At 43.4% G+C, this 22,311-nt stretch carries 15 protein-coding genes; 5 read left to right on the forward strand and 10 right to left on the reverse strand.

What is annotated here, in order from left to right:
• Positions 1-39 precede the first annotated feature (39 nt).
• Positions 40-1,638 (reverse strand): VRR-NUC domain-containing protein, encoded by a 1,599-nt coding sequence (locus AACR11_RS03730; protein ID WP_079325541.1) that lies wholly within the window; start codon positions 1,636-1,638, stop codon positions 40-42.
• A 95-nt stretch (positions 1,639-1,733) separates the two neighbouring features.
• Complete coding sequence (locus AACR11_RS03735) at positions 1,734-2,966, reverse strand: L-lactate MFS transporter (protein ID WP_005447152.1); 1,233 nt, start codon at positions 2,964-2,966, stop codon at positions 1,734-1,736.
• A gap of 576 nt (positions 2,967-3,542) precedes the next feature.
• Between AACR11_RS03735 and AACR11_RS03740 the strand changes: the two genes are divergently transcribed.
• A complete protein-coding gene (locus AACR11_RS03740) occupies positions 3,543-3,899 on the forward strand; it encodes a hypothetical protein (RefSeq protein ID WP_005447150.1) in 357 nt (118 codons plus the stop codon).
• 65 nt (positions 3,900-3,964) lie between these two features.
• On the opposite strand, the gene AACR11_RS03745 is transcribed toward AACR11_RS03740, so the two are convergent.
• The 4 genes from AACR11_RS03745 to AACR11_RS03760 form a co-directional block, all read right to left on the reverse strand.
• The gene (locus tag AACR11_RS03745) at positions 3,965-5,833 is read right to left on the reverse strand and encodes a M48 family metallopeptidase (protein ID WP_029789888.1); all 1,869 of its coding nucleotides are present in this window, start codon (positions 5,831-5,833) and stop codon (positions 3,965-3,967) included.
• Complete coding sequence (locus AACR11_RS03750) at positions 5,833-6,423, reverse strand: LemA family protein (protein WP_029789887.1); 591 nt, start codon at positions 6,421-6,423, stop codon at positions 5,833-5,835. The genes AACR11_RS03745 and AACR11_RS03750 overlap by 1 nt, the downstream gene beginning before the upstream one ends.
• Before the next feature lie 226 nt (positions 6,424-6,649).
• A complete protein-coding gene (gene dcuC, locus AACR11_RS03755; RefSeq protein WP_005447145.1) occupies positions 6,650-8,017 on the reverse strand; it encodes an anaerobic C4-dicarboxylate transporter DcuC in 1,368 nt (455 codons plus the stop codon).
• A 375-nt stretch (positions 8,018-8,392) separates the two neighbouring features.
• Positions 8,393-9,517, reverse strand: coding sequence for an acyl-CoA desaturase (locus tag AACR11_RS03760; protein WP_050924210.1), 1,125 nt, complete (start codon positions 9,515-9,517; stop codon positions 8,393-8,395).
• 293 nt (positions 9,518-9,810) lie between these two features.
• On the opposite strand from AACR11_RS03760, the gene AACR11_RS03765 reads away from it, so the two are divergent.
• Entirely contained in the window at positions 9,811-10,359 is a 549-nt protein-coding gene (locus AACR11_RS03765; RefSeq protein WP_005447141.1) for a GNAT family N-acetyltransferase, read from the forward strand.
• Between the two features lie 74 nt (positions 10,360-10,433).
• Here the strand turns inward: AACR11_RS03765 and AACR11_RS03770 are convergent, their stop codons facing one another.
• Positions 10,434-11,051, reverse strand: a complete 618-nt coding sequence (locus AACR11_RS03770; protein ID WP_017188910.1) for an HAD family hydrolase — start codon at positions 11,049-11,051, stop codon at positions 10,434-10,436.
• Between the two features lie 286 nt (positions 11,052-11,337).
• Between AACR11_RS03770 and AACR11_RS03775 the strand changes: the two genes are divergently transcribed.
• A complete protein-coding gene (locus AACR11_RS03775; RefSeq protein ID WP_029789884.1) occupies positions 11,338-13,383 on the forward strand; it encodes a hybrid sensor histidine kinase/response regulator in 2,046 nt (681 codons plus the stop codon).
• 133 nt (positions 13,384-13,516) lie between these two features.
• On the opposite strand, the gene cqsA is transcribed toward AACR11_RS03775, so the two are convergent.
• From cqsA to AACR11_RS03790, 3 genes are all read right to left on the reverse strand, one after another.
• The gene (gene cqsA, locus AACR11_RS03780; protein ID WP_026000191.1) at positions 13,517-14,698 is read right to left on the reverse strand and encodes an alpha-hydroxyketone-type quorum-sensing autoinducer synthase; all 1,182 of its coding nucleotides are present in this window, start codon (positions 14,696-14,698) and stop codon (positions 13,517-13,519) included.
• 533 nt (positions 14,699-15,231) lie between these two features.
• A complete protein-coding gene (gene ylqF, locus AACR11_RS03785; protein WP_005447133.1) occupies positions 15,232-16,176 on the reverse strand; it encodes a ribosome biogenesis GTPase YlqF in 945 nt (314 codons plus the stop codon).
• A gap of 328 nt (positions 16,177-16,504) precedes the next feature.
• Complete coding sequence (locus tag AACR11_RS03790) at positions 16,505-16,993, reverse strand: type II secretion system protein (RefSeq protein ID WP_017819190.1); 489 nt, start codon at positions 16,991-16,993, stop codon at positions 16,505-16,507.
• A 421-nt stretch (positions 16,994-17,414) separates the two neighbouring features.
• Between AACR11_RS03790 and AACR11_RS03795 the strand changes: the two genes are divergently transcribed.
• Positions 17,415-20,729 (forward strand): DUF5107 domain-containing protein, encoded by a 3,315-nt coding sequence (locus AACR11_RS03795; RefSeq protein ID WP_029789883.1) that lies wholly within the window; start codon positions 17,415-17,417, stop codon positions 20,727-20,729.
• Between the two features lie 86 nt (positions 20,730-20,815).
• The gene (locus AACR11_RS03800) at positions 20,816-22,243 is read left to right on the forward strand and encodes a sugar porter family MFS transporter (protein ID WP_029789881.1); all 1,428 of its coding nucleotides are present in this window, start codon (positions 20,816-20,818) and stop codon (positions 22,241-22,243) included.
• The last annotated feature ends 68 nt before the right edge of the window (positions 22,244-22,311 follow it).

Below are 22,311 nucleotides of genomic sequence, written 5' to 3' on the forward strand. Positions count from 1 at the left end.
TGACCTCGAATCAATGACAACGCTCTGAATCCTGCATCTTTAACAGACTGAGAACGGTACGTTGAGGCGATTGAACTCCTTGATCCAACGCCATTGGTTATCTTGGAGTTTATCGCCTGGGCCTTTCACCTCTATCCATTCAAATTTCCCTTCTTTAAATGCAATCAAATCCGGCATGCCGTTTCGATAGAGTTTCAGATCACTTAACTGCACGTTAAACAGTTCGACCAACAGGTCATTAGGGATGTGTTCAAGAGCTAGGGATATCAGCTCTTCGTTCACGTATGCCCAACTGACGAAGGGATTACTGATCCCAACTTTATCTCGGTATGTATCAAACAACGCCTGCGTCTTCCCTTGTTGAACTTGCTCAAGTGCATTGTCAATAAGTTGCTTCCTTTTGTCGGCAAAATCGGCGTGATACAAATCCAATGGTCGATGTTGATAAGCGTTAATAAATGCCCCCTCTATTGGTGCAAAAATCGCATCCCACAAAGTTAAGCCTAACAAGCCGTTGAGTAGGGTATTCTCAGAATAGAAAACGGTCCAACCTAAACTTTCGAAATGTGCTTTGGTTGCCAGTTCAACACGTTGCTGTGATAGATCCAATTCGATGTGGTATTCGCTGCATTTTGGCTTGGTGGCTCTCGGGACTTTCAAGCCTTGTTTACGTTTAACGCGTTGTTCGAGCTTCTGTGCTACCTCAAACTCAGAGACATCGATAGGCTGGGTGAGTATCTCCGTGACAATGTCACTAAATAAATCGTTTTGTTCTAGCTTGTCGTAAATGCGAGCACGACGCTCTCGACTTGGGGCGAGTGTGGTCGTCTCAAACAGCGCAATTGCAATCTCAAGTTCGCTTATGCGTTCGTAATCACGGGCAATGTCGTTAATCATGTGCTCACGTTTACGGTCGACGTAGCGATGTTCAACCTGTTCTGGCATTGCTTCGATAAGAATATCGAGGTTCGCTTTTTGTTTTCTGTCGCATTGCCAATAAAGGTTGGAGAGTTGGCTGAGTTCAATAAGCCGGTCGATTTGCTCTCTACTCTCGAAGAATCGACGCGCTTTACTTAACTGGTATTGTTCGAATTGGTGTAAGCCTAAGTCATCAAGCACGAACTGACTGAGGTCTTGATGGGTATTAGCAAAAAACAGCGTCAGCAAAACATCAATCATGTGTGCGGAGTTAAGCTTAATCACCGTGAAATCCAGAGCCTCAAATAGCTCGAAACGCTCTTCACTTAGACATGCCACTAATGCCTCTTTCTTGAGAGATTTAGGATGCTCAGGATAGAGCGTGACGATCTCTGGCTTGGTCAGTAGATTCGCTGCTAACTCCTGTATCGTTAGGTCAGGGGAGATCGAGACAAAACCATGAGTTGCCAATTCATCCAAAGCCGACTGGATGTTCTCAATTTCTTGATAGTTGAGTTTGTCGCTACGAAACCAGCACCCTTTACGGCTGTATAGGCGTACAAGAAGGCACTGTGCAGGCTTGCTTAAGCTCTTAAACGCGGATAGCCATTGGTGTTCATCTTCGCTAAGTAAATCGCTGTACCACTTGGTAGCGTGCTGTGTGAGCTTAAAGAAGTTATCGAGATAGTAATCTGGCGCGAGTTCGACGGTGTTTTCCATAACCAACTAACAATAAAAAAGGCTTAACCCATAGGTTAAGCCTTTTTCGAATCAATTTCTGCAGATCTATTAGATAAATAGAACTGGACTGTCGATTAAGCGTTTTTCAGTTGTGCTACTTTCGCTTCAGTCAGTGGCTTAGTGATGAACGCCAGTACGATACATACCGCCATCATTGCCGCTGAGATAGTGTAAGCAAGCGTGTAACCGTCACCGTTAGTCATTGAGAAACCAACAACAGCAGCACCGATTGCACCACCGATACCCCATGCTGTGTATAGCACGCCGTAGTTAGTACCGTAGTTCTTCAGACCGTAGAATTCAGCCGTTAGAGTAGGGAATACTGCTAGAAGCGTACCGTAGCCTACTGCTGCGATTGCTGTACCGATGATCAGCGTAAACTCAGTTTTGAACGTTGCGAACAGAACCATGTTGATGCCCTGTAGAACGAACGCTAGAAGAAGAGTACGAACGCCACCGATCTTGTCTGCAAGCATACCTGCTGCTACACGACCGCCTGAGTTAAATACCGCAAGGATAGACGCTAGGTAAACCGCGTTTGGCAGGTTCGCTTGAACGCTTGCAATAGTAGTGATGTTACCGATGATCATAAGACCAACAGAAGCTGCGAACGCGTACATGATCCATAGAGAGTAGAACTGTGGCGTTTTAAGCATTGCTTTCCAAGTTAGGTCGTCAGACTTCTTCACAACCTTAGGCGCTTGACCTTCTTTTACTTTAGGCTCTGCTGGCGTGTAATCCGCTGGTGGGTTGTTGATTGTTGCTGCTAGTGGAACAGCGATAGCAAGGATACCGACACCAAGAACTAGGAAGCTTGTTTGGATGCCCATGCTGTCGATCAGCGCAGAAGTCACAGGAGCTAGGTAGATAGCTGCTAGACCGAAACCTGCTGCGATGATGCCGTTAACCATACCTTTCTTAGATGCGTGGAACCACTTCATTGCTGAAGGAGAAAGACACGCGTAACCAAAACCGATACCTGCACCAGTGACCACACCGAAAGTGATGTTCAGCATTAGTGGTGAGTTAACAAAACCAGACGCGATCATGCCTAGACCTGTTAGAACAGTACCTAGGATAAGGATCAAACGTGGACCCATACGGTCTTGAAGAATACCTGCAACAAGAAGACAGATAGAGAAAGTAATAGTTGCAGTCGCGTAAGGTGCAGATGCTTCTGCTGCGCTCCAGCCTGACTCAGTCACTAGTGCTTTGTTGAATACACTCCAAGCATACAGGATGCCAAGACAAAGGTTGATACAGAATCCTGCTAGCAGGATGCGCATAGCTTTATCAATCTTGCTCATTTTTGTTCTCAGTAATACCTCTTGGCAGATAGCAAAGAGGAGTCGGTTTAAAGATAGGGTTTACTCAAAATAAGTTTGCATTTTTCAACGCATAACGTAATGAGCGCGGATTATAACCAATAAATGTGTGATTGGAATCTCTTTTTACCCCTATTACTAAAAATAATTCGAAGCATTAAAAATGGTTGTAATGAGAGCGTTTTATATATGAAGGAAATGTTGATCTAACGTAAAGAATCGTTGGTTTGGTAGTGAGATCCTAAGTGAAACAAGGTTTATAGCTAGAGCATGGGTATTTGGCTCACAGTTTAAGCAAAAAGTTTCAAAATATTTTAGTGTTAATGTTCTGTAACAAAAGTGGGCAAAATAGAGACTGTTTTCTGTAAGTGCAGGATCTAAAGGGTTTATAAATTAGAGAATGTTAACTGCTTGTAATAACTTGATTCAAAAGGAGGGAGTGAACATAAATTGAGCAAAAAATGTGCTTGTAATTGCTAAATAGATAAGCAAAATAGGGCGCAAAATGAGTTTTCATTAATGAAAGGATGCTTTTCTCTACTCGTAGTGAGGTGACTTATGAAATTGTTCCTATTACTTATGGCTTCTGTTTCTGCAGGTGTCGCATCAGCAGATCACATCCATTCATTCATGCTAGGTCTTTCTATTGCATCGCTTGCAGTAGGTAGCTGCTACTTCTTCGCATTCCGTAGTTCGCGTTTCCCACAGCTTGCTTTGTTCTTACTGATCTGTGGCATGTTATCTAAATTGACGATTACGGTAATTGGCGTAATGTGGGGTATGTCAGCCGAGCTGATTACATCTCCAATCGTGTTTGCTTTGTCTTACTTGTTCTTCTCATTAGCGGTAACCTACTTGTGGTTCAGCTATCGTCAAAGCATCACTAAGATTCCAGAGCGCTTTAAAGCTGCTTAATCAGCGTCACTTATAGCCGAATACAAAAACGCCAGCGATCATCGCTGGCGTTTTACTTTTTGCAGTTAAAGCGTCACGGTAAGCGGCGGTTCTGGAACTTCCAAGAAACACGCTATCACGCGGTACAATTCGCCTTCCGCGACGGTGATCTTACCATCAGACTCAATTGCTAAACGACACGCCTTAACGAACTGTCGCCGTTGAAGGGGTTTAAGTTGCAACAACAGCTCCAATGCAGCGCGACTTAAACGCCAGTTGTTGTTTGGCGCTTCCAATGTCGTTTCTGCAAATCCTAGCGAGGTGAGCGAAGCGTTGAATGCGCGTTGTGCGCCTTCTCGTTCTGAATGCGTGACCCACGCCAATTCACGTAGCAACCAGTGCACGCTTTCTTGGAGTTGCTTGAATGTCTTGTTTTGGCGAGTAGAGCCAAAAGGCGCAAGAAGCTGCTTTTCCAGCAAGTTAATGACGCACCATTCACCCAGTGAGTAGTGATTGTCCGTTTGAGACAACTCTCGCAACACTTGGCAAAGTCTGTTTTTCTGACCTTCACTCATTGATTTAAGTGCTGGGATGGCGAGCTCTAGCAGAGGAAGCCTTAAGTGCAGGGGCAAATCGTAATCCAGCCATGGTAACAGCTTTGCGTGCGAGACCGTTGGAATATGACCTTTGATCATCTCACGTTGCACATCGCTGCCATCAAAGATCAGGAGCAATGCAATAAAGCGCGAACTGTAGGGTTCACGCGCAATGTCTACCAAGTCTTGGGGCAATTGGCTGATCAGTTGTTTTCCTGTGTCACTTAGTTCTGAGGAAGTTGGAGTGACACTTTGTGGTTCATGGTCTTGAGAGCCGAAATCGGCATCCGAAGCAAATCCGCTGACTTGTTCATGAGCAAACGTCGAAGCTTGGCTATGATTTCTGCGCGAAAAATTGCCGTCCCAGTTGGGTTCAATGCGACGGATTCGTTCTTCGAGAGGCGGGTGAGTAGCAAAGAAACCGGTGAAGCCAGACAAGCTGCTTTGTCCAAACATCATGTGGCTCATTTGGCTGCTCGCTTGCGCATCCAAGCTAGAGCCAGATGCGTGACCGCCAATCTTTTTCAACGCACCTGAAATACCTTGGTCATTACGAGTAAACTGAACTGCACTCGCGTCCGCCAAGAACTCACGTTGTCGTGAGATAGCTGCTTTGATCATTGAGCCAAATAAAGTACCAACCCAACCGAGCACCAAACACACAACCGCGATCAGCATGATGACAGCGAAGCCTTTATCGGAATCGGAAGAGCTTCTTGATGAACGGCTAGTGTAGTGTGTATTGTCGAGAACCAAGTGACCCAAGTGCGCAATACAAGTAATGCCGAACAAGACGCCAATCAAGCGCGTGTTCATGCGCATGTCGCCATTCAATACGTGGCTGAACTCGTGAGCAATGACGCCTTGCAGTTCATCACGAGAAAAGCTGTCGAGCGCACCTTGCGTGACACCTATAACGGCATCATCAACGCTCATACCTGCAGCAAAAGCGTTAATGCCTCGCTCTTCTGGCATCACATAAACAGGGGGGACAGGAATGCCAGAAGCAATCGCCATCTCCTCTACCACATTAAGTAATTGGCGGTGTTTTGTGTCCGTTGTATTTGAGGAAATAAGCTTACCTCCAATACTTTCAGCGACGCCACTACCGCCATTGGAAGAAAGTTCAGATAGGCGGAACATAGAGCTGATTGCGACGACCAGTGCCACACCTGCAAAGCACAGCAAGGTGTAAGTAATAGCGGTGCGTTGATCAAATGGCTCGCCGGTTACTACGTAATAAATAGTAATGGATAGTACGCTGACCAAACTTGTGATGATTAATACTGCTAAGGAGAACAGAAACACCAAAAGCCCGGTACGCTGACGTGCGGTATCTTGATGGTCGAAAAAATCCATTAGAACTCAACCTTTGGCGCTTCTTGGATTGCTTCGCTGTCTGCAAACTCCAGCAACTTACCATCTTGGAAGCCAAACATATTGGCAAACAAGACTGGTGGGAAAGTTTGTTTGTAAGTGTTGTAGCTGGTAACAGCATCATTGAAAGCTTGGCGAGCAAAAGCGACTTTATTCTCCGTGCTGGTTAGTTCTTCTTGCAACTGAGTCATGGTTTCGTTGGCTTTCAGTTCTGGGTAAGCTTCAACGACGACGTTTAACTTACCTAGTGCATTTTGTAGCATGCCTTCTGCTTGTGCCAGTTGGCTAATTGCCGCATCGCTGTCTGGTGCGTTACTTGCTGCTTTCAAGCCCGAAATTGCCTGGTTACGCGCTTGGATGACTCGCTCGAAGGTTTCTTTTTCGTGTTCCATGTAACCTTTCGCTGTGCTGACAAGATTTGGGATCAGGTCGTAACGACGTTTTAACTGAACCTCAATCTGAGCAAAGCTGTTTTTAAAGCGATTACGCAGCGTCACTAGTTTGTTGTAAATACTGACCGCAAACACCGCGATAAGCAAAATGATGACGATGAAAACAATAAGTGAAGTCATAGTAAGTTCCATTTTGTGAATGTATTTGGACTTTATATAAGTAGTTGAGATATTAAGCAAATTAGACTTACTTATAATGTGCAATGTTTTGTAATTATGGGACGTATTGTGTATTCAGTACGAGGTGTCAAAGAGGGGAAAGGTGGTGACAAGGTCTGTGGAATAGAAATAAAAAAGCCCGACAAAACTGCCGAGCTTTTACGAACTAGATGATTGTGATTAGCGCTTACGCTGACATTGGTACAAGAACCATAGTACCGATGATCACAGTAATCAGACCCGCTAGAACTGGCACTGATGTGCGTTTTACTACCTCAAATGGGCTGATGTTTGCCATACCTGAAGTAGCAACGATTACGCCAGATACTGGCGAGATAGTACGACCTAGGTTAGAAGCTTGTAGCATTGGGATGATTAGGAACGCAGGGTTCAAACCCATTTTCGCAGCCAGTGAAGGAGCAAGTTCAACGAACGCGTAGAATGGTGCGTTACCAGAACCCGTTGCAATTGCTGCCGCCACGGTTAGACCTGTTAGGATAAGCATTAGTGCGATACCGCCTGCGCCTGCGTTATCCGCTAGGTGAAGAAGGTTGTCGATCGCACCGATAGACATAAGACCTTGAGCAAACACACCAGCAGCAACCAAAAGCATTACTACACCCTTAAACGCATCCGCCATGCCTGTGTAGCACGAGTCTAGATCTTCAAGAGATTTCTTACCGTCGAATTTATTAACAACGTAATGAATAACCGCACCTAAGAAAATCGAGCCAACCACGATCGTGTAGATATCTAGGCTTAGACCAGGGATTGTGCGACCGTTGAATAGGAAAACACCGATGATAGGTAGGAAAGGTAGCGCAGCGTAGAATGCTGGAGCATCTGCTTTGATCTCAGATACGTCGATTCTTTCCATTGGTGTGTTGTCTTTCTTATCTAGGTATTTGTTCCAGAAGAAAGCGGCTGCCGCCATTACGATGATTGCACAGATAGAAACAGGAAGTACGGTTTGAACCGCAAATACGTCAAGCGCGAGACCAGATTTTTCTGCTGCGATAACCACGTCGCCTGATGTTGGCGACAGAATGATTGCCGCTGGTGAAGCACACACTGCCACTGCTGCTGGACGAGAAATACCCATTGCCGTCATCATAGGGAATAGGGTCGCCATTAATAGCACGCCCAGACCTGTTGCTGAACTCACTGCAAGAGACATCAAACATGCCACGATGTAAGCCGCTACCAAAAGGACGTATGGAGACTTGATAACAGAAAGCGGTTTAGAGAACTGTTTTACAACAACATTGTTTGCGCCGATATGTGTCATGTAAGACGCAAAACCACAAAGTAGCATGATTTGCATACCAAGACCGCCGCCACGGTATTGAAGCATGTATTTTACGTACTCTAGTGCGTCCGTCACCATATTACCCGTTGAGGTTACTTTTGATGGCAGAACGTCATGGCCAAGAATGCCAGTCATAAGAAGCAAACTAATACCTGCGGTTAATAACACGCCAGCAGCTTTGTAGCCTTTGACAATGAAATAACCCACAGCAATGGTCACTACCAAGCCAATTAAGAGCTCTAACATAGGGTTGTCTCCAGATATTATGAAAAAAAGAAAGAAACTGTTTCAGTTTATGTCTGGGAATTTACAGAATTCTTTCCTGTGGCACGAGACTAAATTAGAGCTAGCATGATCTAAAACAAATAATAGATTAATAAATAATTGCATTGGATTATATTGTTTAAATTACGTTTTTTAGGTGTTATGTACTAGTTTTCTGGATTTTAAAGAAACGAAAATATGAACATTCAATCGAATAAAAATCGTACTAAATGATTAAAAAGTGAGAAAAGCGATAGTTCGAGCTAGATCACGTTAAAGGGGCTTGGTTGAACAAAAAAGCTCCGAATTAACGGAGCTTTTGTTTTGACGTCTTTATATTGAAGCGCGAGTTACACGTTACGCGTAGCGACGCACTAAGAGATTCCAACTGCGTTGTTGACGTTCAAATTCTTCCTTAATTTGTTGGTATTTTAATTTAGAAACAGATCGCTCATACTTTTTCACTACTGTTGCAGTTTTCTCACCAAGCACTTCTTTGCGCGCTTCGTAGTACTCCTGCATGTGATGTACTAATGCGTCGAACTCCTTCTGAAGCTGATCACGAATCGACTGGCTGTTTGGCTTACTCTCTAGTTTTTCTTTGGCTTTCTTCAATAACTGCGTCGCGCGTGCTTTTTCTATGCGAAACGTTGACGTCGTACGAAGCTTCGTTGTTAACCCCAGCCAAGAACAAGATTTGATCAGCCATTTGGTTGGATCGTAGTGCCACCAGTAAACGCCATTACGGTAATCGTTCTCAAAGATGTGATGGAAGTTGTGGTAGCCCTCACCAAAAGTAAAGAATGCCAAAATGCCATTGTCACGAGCTGTGTTTTTATCGGTGAAGGTTTGTTTACCCCAAACGTGCGCCAATGAGTTGATAAAGAAAGTGGTGTGATGGCTCAAGAACAGACGAGCAGCACCGACAATTAGGAACATTCCCCAGATATCACCGTATAGAAGCCCAAGAGCCAGTGGGAAACCAATGTTCGTTGCGATAGCCAAAGGGACATAATATTTATGCTGCCACGCGACGATTTTATCTCGCTTCAAATCTCGACAATTAGTGTACTCGTTCTCTTTTGATTTGTTGTAATCACGAAGCATCCAACCGATATGTGAATACCAGAACCCACGTTTTGCTGAGTATGGGTCTTTGTCGTTGTCGTCGACATGTTTGTGGTGAACACGATGATCGGATGACCAATGCATTGCACTGTTTTGAAGAGAGAAAGCACCACCGATGGCAAAGATGAATCGTAAAACTGGGTGAGCTTCGTAGGTTTTGTGACTCCAAAGGCGGTGATAGCCCGCTGTAATAGAGAGGTTGGTGAAACTAAAGGCAATAATGCCCCAGATCAGATGCTCCCAGCCTAAACCGAAGTGGTATGCATACCAAGGCAGTACAATAAAGGTGAGAATAAAACTGGCGGAAAATATCAATATATTCAACCAGATAAGTGGTGGTTTATTATGCTTCACAATGTGCTCCTAACTTTGAGCTAACAACTGTACGCCAGAATATCAGCGTACACGTGTAAGTCAAACTAAAGTTCGATGACTTTGTTTCGAGTTGTGACATTTCTATCGTTAAGCGAAAACTCGCAATAATTGGGTTTCGTTGGTGGGATATTTTGCTTTTAAACTAATAATGAGTAGTATTAATCAATGAGCTGTGGCTATAGATTTGTAAAATCTGCCAATAATATGCAGTTAATGAGGTGGAAAATGCCAAAGCTCGTTAGAGAAGCAATACAAGAACATAGGAATACGTAATGGAATTACGATTAGCGGAATATAAGGATTATGAACGCATCGCGCAGTTACACGCAGACAGTTGGAAGCGCCACTACCGTGGTGTGTTGAGTGATGGCTATTTGGATAGCGAAGCCATCGACGACAAACTGTTGATATGGCAAACGCGCTTAACCAATCCACCATTCAACCAACACATTGTTTTAGCCGAAGAGGGTGGTCTTCTTCTTGGTTTTGTTTGTGTGTTTGGTAATCATGATTTTGAACGTGGCAGCTTTATTGAAGCATTGCACGTAGATGACAGTTATCGCGGAAGAGGTATAGGCAAACAGCTACTTCTTGCGGTAGCGGAATGGCACCAGCAATACTTTAAGGACAGTGGTTTGTATCTTGAAGTCGTCTCTCAGAATGAACCTGCGGTTGAGTTTTATCAACATATTGGCGGGCAAGAGTGTCAGGAGCGAAACTGGAAAACTCCGGGCGGAAATGAAGTACTCGAAAAAGTGTTTCGTTGGTCTAACGCGCAATCACTAGTGAGTGGCATTGAAGAGAATGTCATTTACTCGTAACTTAGATTGAGTTTCCTTCAAACATACAAAGAGCAGCACGTCGCTGCTCTTTTTTGTCTGCATAGGGATACCACTTAGAAGGTGAGTCCTAGTGCTTTGAGTTCTTGTTCACATTGTTCAGCATTCTCAAATTGAATCGCGGAGATTCCAAGTTTTCGAGCGCCTTCTACGTTATAAGGCATATCATCAAGAAAAACCGTCTCAGCGGCGATAAGTTGATGAGTATCAAGCAAGCTCTGATAGATCTCAGGCTGAGGTTTTAGCAAACCAAGTTCGGCGGAAACCGTCGTTCCATCAAATAAAGGCCAAAACTCATAGGTTGTTTTTAAGTGTTCAACAATCTCAACAACATTATCGGTTAATGCATACACGGAATAACCAGCACTTTTGATGCGTGTGAGAAGTTCTACGCTGCCAAAGATCAGAAGTTGTGTTTGCTTAACATAGTAAAAGAATCGCGCACATTCGTTGTGAGACAGCTGTTTTTCTGACTGGTAACGCTCTTTCGCCTCAGCTTCTGTGATTAAGCCTTTGTTTAAATCTAACCATATATCGTTTGCGAATAGTGCTTTAGCTTTTGCTTCAGCATCAACGTGATTGCCCAATGTTAATCTGACGATTTCTAAAGGTGACCACCTCACCATGACGTTGCCGATATCAAATACGACATTCTTAATTGAGTTAGCTTGCATAGGTATCCTTGGGTTAATTTGATTAGGTACGTGTTCAAATTCCGGTAATATCTTAATTGCAATATGTTTATGTAAAAATTGTTGCGTATAATCCGGTTTTTCAAATACTTTTCGATGTTATTTGACTAATTATCACCTTTATGAATGTAACGGATTGAATTTAAAGCAGACCGTCATAAACTTTTGAACAACACCTCGCTGTTTATGTGCGATAACTAATATATAATTATAAGAAAACAATGTAATAGACAGTTAAACGTTAGGGCTGAGTTAATTAAGTAATAATATGGACGCGATTCGCAAAGTTTATCAGTACGCAGAGCCAAACCTTACCTTAGTAGGGTGGATGGGCTTTGTGGGCTTCCCAATTTATTACGTGGTATGGGAATTCATGTTCCCACAACCGTACGAAAACTTGCCACTGAGAATTCTCTGCTCTTTCTTGTTCTTTGGTATCATTTATCGTAACCGCCTGCCATTCGAGTGGCGAAAGTATCTGCCGGCTTTTTATCAAGTCGCAATTACCCTTTGTTTACCTTGTTTCTTCTTCTATATGTTGTTGATGAACAACTGGTCAAATGTTTGGGTAATGTCGTTTATGTCGGCGATATTCCTTCATATCTTGTTGGTTCATATTACTTGGGTTATGTTTGCCCAGACCTTTGCTGGTATTGGCTTGGCGACGTTTTTCGCTTGGGTAGCTCAAGGCTTTCATATTGAGCTCACCATGGATTGGACGCATGTACCAATCTTCTTGTTCATTTATCTATTTGGTAACTTGTTCTACTTCCGAAATCAAGTGGAGCACGAAGCAAAAGTTTCCTTGGCTAAGTCTTTTGGTGCGGGCATCGCCCATGAAATGCGAAACCCACTCAGCGGCTTGTTGACTTCAATTGATGTGATTCAATCAGTGTTGCCCAACCCGAAAGAGGGAAGAAAAGCGCAATACGAGCTGAGTGACGAAGATGTGACCTTATTGCGTGAAGTCAGTGACGATGCAATGAAAATCATTCACTCAGGTAACGAGACCATTGATTTACTGCTAACTTCAATTGATGAAAACCGAGTGTCGCGTTCGACGTTCCAGAAACACTCGGCTCAATCTGTCGTTGAAAGTGCAATTGAAAGTTTTAGCTACAAACGAGCGACTGACCGTTTTGCCATTTCGTTGGATGTGCGTAGTGAATTTGATTTCTTGGGCAGTGATACGCTGTTGAAGTACGTCATGTACAACTTGTTTAAGAATGCATTTCACCACCGAAGTTCGGAAGATTTTCATATTCACGTTACCATGTACAGTGACGATTTCAGCAATCAAATTGTGGTTACGGATAATGGTTCAGGCATCGCGCCTGATGTGTTGCAAAGCATTTTCCAAGACTTCTACACTACAGGCAAATCGGGTAGTTACGGCTTAGGTTTGCCTTTCTGTAAAAAGGTGATGCGTTCATTTGGGGGTGACATTCGGTGTCAGTCAGAAGTGGGCGAGTGGTCGCAATTTACGATGACCTTCCCGGCTATTAACTCAAATGAAGTCAAAGAGATCAAAAGTGAGTTAACCAAGCTAAAAACCACACTCTTTGTGAGTGAGCAAAACATTCTAGTGTCTAAAATGACGGACATTGCTCGGTTTATGGGCTTTAGCCTTACGGTGTTAGACGTTGATGCTCTGCTCAAGAAGAAAGAATATGAATTTGAATACGATTTGATCTTTGTCGATATCGAAAGCCTAGACGCCCGAGGCAGTCATATGGACAAAATGGAGTCACTATTTTCATTCACTGAAGCTCGTATTGTTTATCTGTTTGAGCACCACCCAATTCAGAGAGCCAGAGAGGCATCTTTTGCGCCGACTTGGGTGGAAACACAAGCGTGGTTACTCAACACAAAAGCAACTATTGATAGTTTGCTATATGACGCCAACTATGTGGTTCCTCAGGTATCAACGAAGCCGTTAGATGCAACGAACAAACGCACGATTATGGTCGTTGATGATAACGAATCCTTGCGTAAGTTCACGGCAATGTTACTTGAGAAGCAAGGGTTTGAAGTGATCCAAACCGAAGACGGTCAGCAAGCTATAAGCGCGTTAGATACAAATGACATTGATCTCATCTTAATGGACATCGAAATGCCAGTGATGGATGGGGTAGAGACATCTCGTCGAATTCGAGCGTCAAACAAACCTTATGCTTCCGTGCCTATCATTGCCCATACGGGAGACAGTTCACCAGTGACTCTCGATAAAATTGGTTCGTCTGGCATGTCAGATTTTATTGTCAAACCGGCAGATAAAAACAGACTGTTCGATAAGATAGCGAACTGGATTTAATTCCATCGCCTAACGTACTCATTGCCTAGCATCATTATTGAAGAACGGAATGACGATAGAGCTCAGCATTGTGCTGAGCTCTTTGTTTTTCGGCAGCGACAAGCTTCCATTCAATTGTGCCGTTATCGATTCATTATGCGAATTCTAGTTCTGGATGGTTAAATGCTTCCTGACAAGCGGTAAGTACGTGGTCCACATCGCGAGAAGTCATATCTGCATTGATTGAAAATCGGATGATGTTTTTATTCTTACCTGTTGCTGGGCGACAGAATACTGCACCAAACACATTACGTTCTTCAAGAAAGTCACGTACACGTTCCGTATTTCTCTCGCTACCGCACTCCAAAGCGACAATTTGAGATTCACTACGGATATTAAAGCCAATTTGTTTTAATCCTGTTCTTAGCTCTTTAGCTCGGTTGAACAGTAAGGTTCGTTTATCGTCAGCCCCCTTAATCACCTCAAGCGTTTTTTCTAAGCGAATCACTTCTTGCGGCAATACCGTCGAGCTAAAAATCGCTGGATACGCGACAAATGGGAGTGTCTTAGCCAGCTTTTCAGGACCAAGAATAGCCCCCGCACGGTATGCGAATGTCTTAGCCAAACTTACCGTAATGAAATCAACTTGATCGGTTAACCCTAACGCTTTCACAAGACCAGCGCCATTTGGACCGTGAGTTCCAAGTGAGTGGGATTCATCGACGACCAATGCACAATCAAATTCACGTGCCATTTCGTAGATGTCGTGAAGTGGGGCGATAGTACCAATCGTGCTATAGACCGAATCGACAACAATCACACCGGAGCCATGACGTTGGATCTGTTTACGCAAGTGGTTCATATTGTTGTGCATAAATGCATGCGCGTGTGCTCCCGCTGCTCGAATGCCTTCCCATAACGACATATGCGCAAAAAAGTCGATATAAACGGGCGTATTTGGTGGGCAAATCGTTTGCAACAACCCGATGTTTGCCGCCCATCCTGATTGTGAGAGCAAGCAGCTTCCCATTCCCACGTAATCGGCGAGTTGGGTTTCAAATGCAGGCTTGGAAGTATCATCTTGCAGGAAGATTGCAGACATTACTACGTTGTCGTCATGCTCGGTAATTGCATCACGATGTGCCTTTTGAATCAGTTGGTTGTGGGATAACGATAAGTAGTCGTTGCTTTGCATGACCACCGCTCCGGATTGTGGTCGCTTACCCAAAACCAAGTGTTTCTGGTTCTCGTTTTGTTCGATCAAGTCTTGAATATAAAAGTCTAGGCGTTCCTCAACAAAAGAAGGAAGAGGTTTCGTTTTCAGTTTATCACTCATAATAATTTCTCTTAGTAATACGAAAAACGCCAGCGCTGACAGTTATATAGTTTTAACTGATATGAGAGATGTGTCATTGCCAATGTTGCATAAGTTTGCGTACGCTTGCAAACTCGGTATTTAAGGGTTGGGTGCGGTTTGGAATTCCTTACCTTTCGGGAGTCTAACTATGATGGAGCTTAGAAAATAACCGTTAAAATACATAGTAAATCACTATGAATTTGTTTAGTTTTTTCTACAAAAATTAACGAATAGATGTCAAATCACAACGCCATTTTGTGGCGTTTTAGCGTGGTTCGTTCCATTTAATGTGGTTAACGAGTCCGTGGATTTTCAAGCTGATAAAAAAGATATACCCACGTGACTTCGAGATGATGTCTTCAAGGTGAGGATTTCAGAGTGTTGTCATAGATTCGAGAGCAAGTACAACAACCAAGTGGAGTATCAAGCTCTTTTCAGATTGTTATAAACCTGGAAAATAGGCGAAAAAAAGCGCGTATAAAACGCGCTTTAAAACAGTGATTGAATAGGAACTATCGTTTGTTTCGTAGGTAACGCTTACGACGTTCTTCTTTGCGTTTTGCTTTCTCTTCTTCTTTACGAGCGGTTTCGATTTCTACTTCGATCAGCTCTTGAGTAATCATCTCTGGCAACTCAAGGGTGATTTGCCCTAAGGTGCCCTGACGAAGTTCGTGTAGAAGGATTTCAGATACCTTGTGTAGGTCAACACGACCACCCGCACGAAGTGCTCCACGACGACGACCAATTTCTTCCATGATTTCGATATCAGACTCTGGAAGCTCTTCGATTTGATAACGCTCTTTAAGCTTCTCTGGGTAATGAGCAGCTAGGTATTCGACCGTGTAAAATGCCACTTCATCGTATTCCATTGCGGTATCTTTCACCGCACCTGTTGCTGCGAGTCGGAAACCACTGTGCGGGTTTTCAACTTTTGGCCACAAAATTCCTGGGGTATCTGAAAGTACGATGCCATTTTGTAGGTTAATACGCTGCTGACGACGAGTGACCGCTGGTTGGTTGCCTGTTACGGCAATCGTGCGACCTGCAAGAGTATTGATAATGGTCGATTTACCAACGTTTGGAATACCCATGATCATGGTACGAATGTTCTTACCAATTTCTTCACGGTGAGGCGCTAGCTTGCGGCAAAGCTCCATAATCTTATGTACTTCACTCGTCTCTGACGTAGTGATTGCCATTGCTTTTACGTTTTGCTCTTTCTCAAGGTGATCAATCCACACTTGAGTTAACTCCGGATCGGCAAGGTCACGTTTATTCAGTACCTTTACTACTGGTTTATCACCGCGAATTTGGGAGATCATCGGGTTTTCACTACTGAAAGGAATACGAGCATCCAGTACTTCGATGATCACATCCACTTGCGGGATTGCTTCTTCGATTTCTTTACGCGCTTTGTGCATGTGGCCAGGAAACCACTGGATAGAGTTGTTAACCATCTGAAAATAAACCTTTAAATGTTGCTTGTTGTCTTGCTGGGTACAAAGTTGGGTACTTGTTCGCCTTTTTATCATAGCCTTACGCGATAATCGTTACATTGTACTTAATCTATCGGAGACTATCTACGGTGAACTATCTAAGGGAGGTGGTTCATGAACTAAAGGAGGGAAATTAAGTGCGATGGAGGTAAAGGGAGGTGTTATACCCTTTATTCAATTAAGTATTAGAATGAAAATTAAATTACCCTATCTATAGGATTAAAAAAGCCGTTATATAAACGGCTTAAAATAAAATATAGAATGGATTTTAATAATTTATATCCATGAGTTAGTAAGAACAGTTATCTGTTAGAATCGATGTTGTCGCTGCTGAGGTTTTAGTTGCTTCTGTATACATTACACATTTGTGGTCGTAACCATCAAATCCTAATTTAATCCATGATGGTGTAGCACCAATACCAATGTCTTTTTTTATAAAACCATCATCTTCATCTAGACCGTCAATTACTTTTTTTAGGTCTTCCATTGTGGCTCTTGGGTAACCATACAAAGTTTTAATTCCGCCTGGTACTGTATCCTCACTAACCGTTTGCTCGGCATCTAAAGACTCCTTACCTTCGATTGCTGCTTTACCATATACAATGCCAGCAGCCCCATCAATAGAGCCTGCTAACCCTGCTAGTGCTGAATCACGAGCATCCTCTTGAAGGTTAAGGAATTTAGGCGCTGCAACCACAGCTAAGATCCCCAAAATAACGATAACAACGACTAATTCAATCAACGTGAAACCATTATTATTCTTAAGTCTTAATGTCATTCTATAGTCCTTCGGCTTTAATTAACTTCGAAAATAATAACGGCGTGATTTATGTTTTCAATGAAGTTGTTTTGTTTTCAGAAAAAGCCTACATAATTTAGTTTTTTTGGGTCTTATATTTATCTAACCAATCGGCGTAGCGTTTAAGAAAAACAAATTATATTTTATGTGTTTGGTGGTTATATATAAATAGTGGTTATCGTTAAGATTTATCCTGAAGGGTTATTTTTTTTAATGAGTTCCCTTAATAAGAACAATGCTTCTTCCAAGAATCAAGCCTACTTTGTGCGCCGTTTAAATGTCACATTTATTACTAAACTTCGTTTAGTTAACCACGTGATTGCTTCATACATCCTTTTTGCTGTTCGCTTTTTATACTGCCTGTAAATCAATCACAACGACTTACAGGTAGTTTTAGATTATGAGTACGAATGCAAAAGCATGGGTAGAAGAGATTGTTTTACCGACTTACCCGACGGGCAAAGTTGACTCGAATCCGTTATTTTTGGAAAACCGTGTTTATCAAGGCTCTTCTGGCTCCGTATACCCTTACGGCGTGATCGACAGTATATCTGATCATCAAATAGAACAGACATATCAAGCGGTATATATCGAAAATGATTATATAAAAATCATGCTATTGCCTGAGCTTGGTGGGCGCATTCATCGTGCGTACGACAAGATGAAAAAGCGCGATTTTATTTACTACAACGAAGTCGTTAAGCCGGCTTTAGTTGGACTACTTGGTCCTTGGATTTCTGGTGGCATCGAGTTTAACTGGCCTCAACATCATCGTCCGACAACGTTCATGCCGACAGATTTTAAGATTGAAGAGCATGAAGATGGAGCCGTTACCGTTTGGATTGGTGAAGTTGAACATATGTACGGTTTGCAAGTAACCGCTGGCTTCAAACTTTATCCGAACAAGGCGCTTGTCGAGATAACAGGCAAGGTATATAACGGCAACGATACTCCTCGACAGTTCCTATGGTGGTCTAACCCAGCGGTAAAAGGTGGTGATGATCATCAAAGTATCTTCCCACCAGATGTCACTGCGGTATATGACCATGGCAAACGAGATGTTTCGGATTTCCCAATAGCGACTGGGGAATATTACAAAGTCAACTATTCGCCGGGTACGGACATCTCGCGCTACAAGAATTTGCCTGTTCCTACTTCTTATATGGCAGATAAGTCCGCTTATGACTTTGTTGGCGCTTACAGTCATGATGAGAAAGGAGGGTTGTTGCATGTGGCTAATCACCATGTCTCTCCTGGCAAAAAGCAATGGACATGGGGAAACTGTGATTTTGGATTAGCCTGGGATCGCCAGTTGACCGACAGCAATGGACCTTACATCGAATTGATGACTGGGGTTTACACCGATAACCAACCGGATTTTACTTGGATTGATAGTCATGAAGAGAAAAAATTCACTCAACATTTCCTTCCATATAGCAATTTAGACAACGTTCATAATGCGAACACGGAAGTCGCGATTAAGTTGGATCGAAGCGGGAGTTTCGTTGAATGGGCAGTTTACGCTATTTCTGAGATTGCCAACTACGAGGTGGTTATTTCGGACAAAGCGAGTGTACTTGCTAAACACCAACTGACAATGACTCCAGGTGATGTGGTTGAAGAAAGCATAGAGCTTGCTGAGAGCACGCGCTTAACCATCACAATCTTGAATGAGGAGGGGAGAGTATGCCTGTCCTATCTAGAGCATATTGACGCTAAAGATGAACCAACGCCCGATCCTGCCTCCGCACCAGAAAAACCTGAAGATGTATCGAGCGTAGAAGAACTGTATTTCATTGGACAGCATTTACAGCAATATCACCATGCAACGAGTGATCCTGCGGACTACTACCAAGAAGCCCTCAAACGCGACCCAAATCATTATGCAACCAACGTCGCGATGGCTTCGCTTGCTTATGATCGCGCGGATTATCAAGGCACACTTAAATATTCTGATGCCGCTTTGGAGCGTGCTCACAAGCTCAACAAAAACCCTTTATGCGGCAGAGCAAGCTACCTTCGTGGCTGTGCAAATGAAAAACTGGGGCGTCTTGATTCTGCCTTTAGCGATGTATTTAAAGCAACGTGGAGTAGTAATTGTCGTGATACTGGCTTTTTCGCCGCTGCTCGCATTGCCACAAAGCAAGACCGTTTAAATGAAGCATTAGAATACGCGGAAAGAGCACTGGAACTGAATGGTACTCACTACCAAGCTGCAACATTGAAGGTGTTTTTGCTTAGTGCATTGAACCGACACGCAGAGGCTCTTCGTTTTATTGATGAACAAAGTGAGATGCAGCCTCTTGGTTATGGCATTTCATTCGAAAAGTATCAGTTAACTCGCTCTGATATTGACTTATCAGCGTTTAAGCAACTTATGAATCAAAGAGAAGCTAACACGATTCATCTTATTAACTTTTATCTTTCGATTGATGCAAAAGAGCGCGCTAAAGCGGTCTTAGCTCTGAACGAGAGCACAGGTTCAATGAGTTTGATTTATAAAGCGTATTTAGTCGATGAACCCGAACAGGCGGAAGCCTTATTAGATGTCGCTGCCGATCGATTTAACGACAATGTTTTATTTCCGAATACCTTAGCCGAAGTTGAGGTTTTAAGTGCTTTTTCAGGGCATTACTTTACCCAATATCTACTGGGTTGCTTCTTCTATGCGAAACGAAGCTATTCAAGAGCGGTATATCATTGGGAAACAGTACTAAGGCTCAACTCACACTATGCGCCCGTACTTCGAAATCTATCTGTCCATGCCTATAACAAGCGTCGAGAGCTGGATAAAGCGATTTCTTTGATGGGGTTAGCATTCGAATTGTCTCCGAGCGATGCCCGAGTTCTCTATGAACTGGATTACTTGAAAAAAGCGGCGGGTGATACGCCATTAGAACGACTTGCTTTCTTGAGGGCAAATCTAGAAGTGGTCAATCAGCGAGATGACTTAACTGCAGAGTTGCTTAATTTGTATAACATCTGTGGTGAGCTCGAACTTGCACAGACATGCTTATCTACAAGGCAGTTCCACCCTTGGGAGGGGGGAGAAGGTAAGGTGACAGGGCAGTTCATCGTCAATAAGCTGAGATACGCATTGCAGTTTATGCAACAACGAAGCTTCAATAACGCGCTTGAGTTATTGAATGACGCTCTGACTTATCCAACAAATTTGGGTGAAGGTCGTCTCGTTGGTCAAACTGACAATGATATCCACTATTTCTTAGGGCGTTGCTACCAAGAGTTAGGCGAAAGAGAGTGTGCCAATCAGCACTTTGCTCTTGCAACTCAAGGTAAACAAGAGATTAACCAAAGCCGTTACTATAACGATCAACCCGCTGATTACTTGTTCTATCAAGCGGCTGCAATGCACCAATTGGGAGATACCGCACAAGCCGTATCACTGTTTGAGGATATGGTGTCTTGGGCGGACTCAGAATGGAATGCGCCCGTAGAGGTCGACTTTTTTGCTGTATCACTCCCAGCGTTAATTGTCTTTGATAGCAATTTAACAACAGAACATCAGCAACACTGTTTATTTGTAAAAGCAATGGGTCAATTTGGCTTAGCTTTGACAGATGAACGTCATGGATTTGAAGATTTTGAACTTACATTGCAGGCACTGTTAGGACAAGCGCCTGCTCATACAAAAGCGAATCTATTAAAAGAAATCGCACAACATCGCTATGCGTTTGGCTGTAACAGTCAAAATTAATGGATAGGTCACTCCGGGTGACCTGTCACCTGGGGTGACTCTAAAACAATAACTTTAATAGATATGTACCTCTACAAGGATTTACTATGCGTAAAACAAGCGATCAACTCAATATGAGAAACATATGGCTCATCAGTCTGGTGGCCGCCTGTGGTGGATTATTATTTGGTTATGATTGGGTCGTAATCGGTGGTGCCAAACCATTCTATGAGGCTTATTTCAACATTACGAATGCGTCATTGTCTGGATGGGCAATGAGCTCAGCGTTAATCGGCTGTATGGTTGGGGCATTTATTGCCGGCACCGTGTCTGACAAATATGGGCGTAAACGTCCGTTGATTTTAGCGGCACTATTATTTGTTATTTCTGCATGGGGAACGGCCGCTGCCGATAGTTTTAATGCGTTTGTGGTGTTCCGAATTATAGGTGGCGTTGGTATTGGCTTAGCGTCAGCATTGTCACCGATGTACATTGCTGAAATTGCACCTGCTGATAAACGAGGAAAGTTTGTCGCGATAAACCAACTGACCATCGTTATTGGTGTACTTGCTGCTCAAATCATTAACTTATTGATTGCGGAGCCTGTTGCTTCCAATGCAGCGCAAGCGGATATTTTGCAATCATGGAATGGTCAAATGGGTTGGCGTTACATGTTTGGCGCCGAACTTGTGCCTGCATTTGCGTTTTTATTGCTCATGTTTGTTGTGCCTGAATCTCCACGTTGGTTAGTAAAAATGGGCATGGTAGACAAAGCGAAAGCTACATTACTGCGTATTGGTAGCGAAAGTTATGCGTCTCGCACTGTGCAAGAGATCGAAAGTACCTTGTCTGCAGAAACTCGTTCACTTCCGTTTAGTGCGTTGTTTAAGCCAGATGTGAAGCCAATTTTGGTGATCGGTGTTGTTCTTGCTGCTTTCCAGCAGTGGTGTGGTATCAACGTCATCTTTAACTATGCACAGGAAATCTTTGCCTCTGCAGGCTTTGATATCAACGATACCTTGAGGTCGATCGTTGCAACAGGATTGATCAATCTCGTGTTCACCATTTTGGCGATTCCTTTTGTTGATAAAATTGGTCGACGTAAGTTGATGATTATCGGGTCGGCTGGCTTGACGGTGATTTATGGTTTGATGTCAGCCGCATATGCCTATGGAATGCTTGGTTTGCCGGTATTGATGCTCGTCCTTATCGCGATTTCTATCTACGCTTTGACGTTGGCACCAGTGACTTGGGTTCTTCTTTCTGAAATGTTCCCGAATAAGGTTCGTGGCACCGCGATGTCGGTCAGCACGTTGGCACTTTGGGTCGCGTGTTTCGCACTCACTTATACGTTCCCACTGCTTAATGCGGGGTTAGGTGCTTCAGGTTCCTTCCTACTTTACGGTGTTATCTGTGCCTGTGGTTTTGTGTTCATTTACAAACGCGTTCCAGAAACGAAAGGGCGCTCTTTGGAAGAACTGGAAAAAATCCTTGTTACTCGTGAAGCTGCGGTAGGTAAAGAGGTGAACGCATAACTCACTCAGTGCTTTCTATTGAGTGAAAATAACAGAGTAAGCTTCAAGAAGGTCGCTATTAAGGTGAC

It is taken from the genome of Vibrio sp. L85, from assembly GCF_963871815.1.
Lineage (GTDB): Bacteria > Pseudomonadota > Gammaproteobacteria > Enterobacterales > Vibrionaceae > Vibrio > Vibrio harveyi.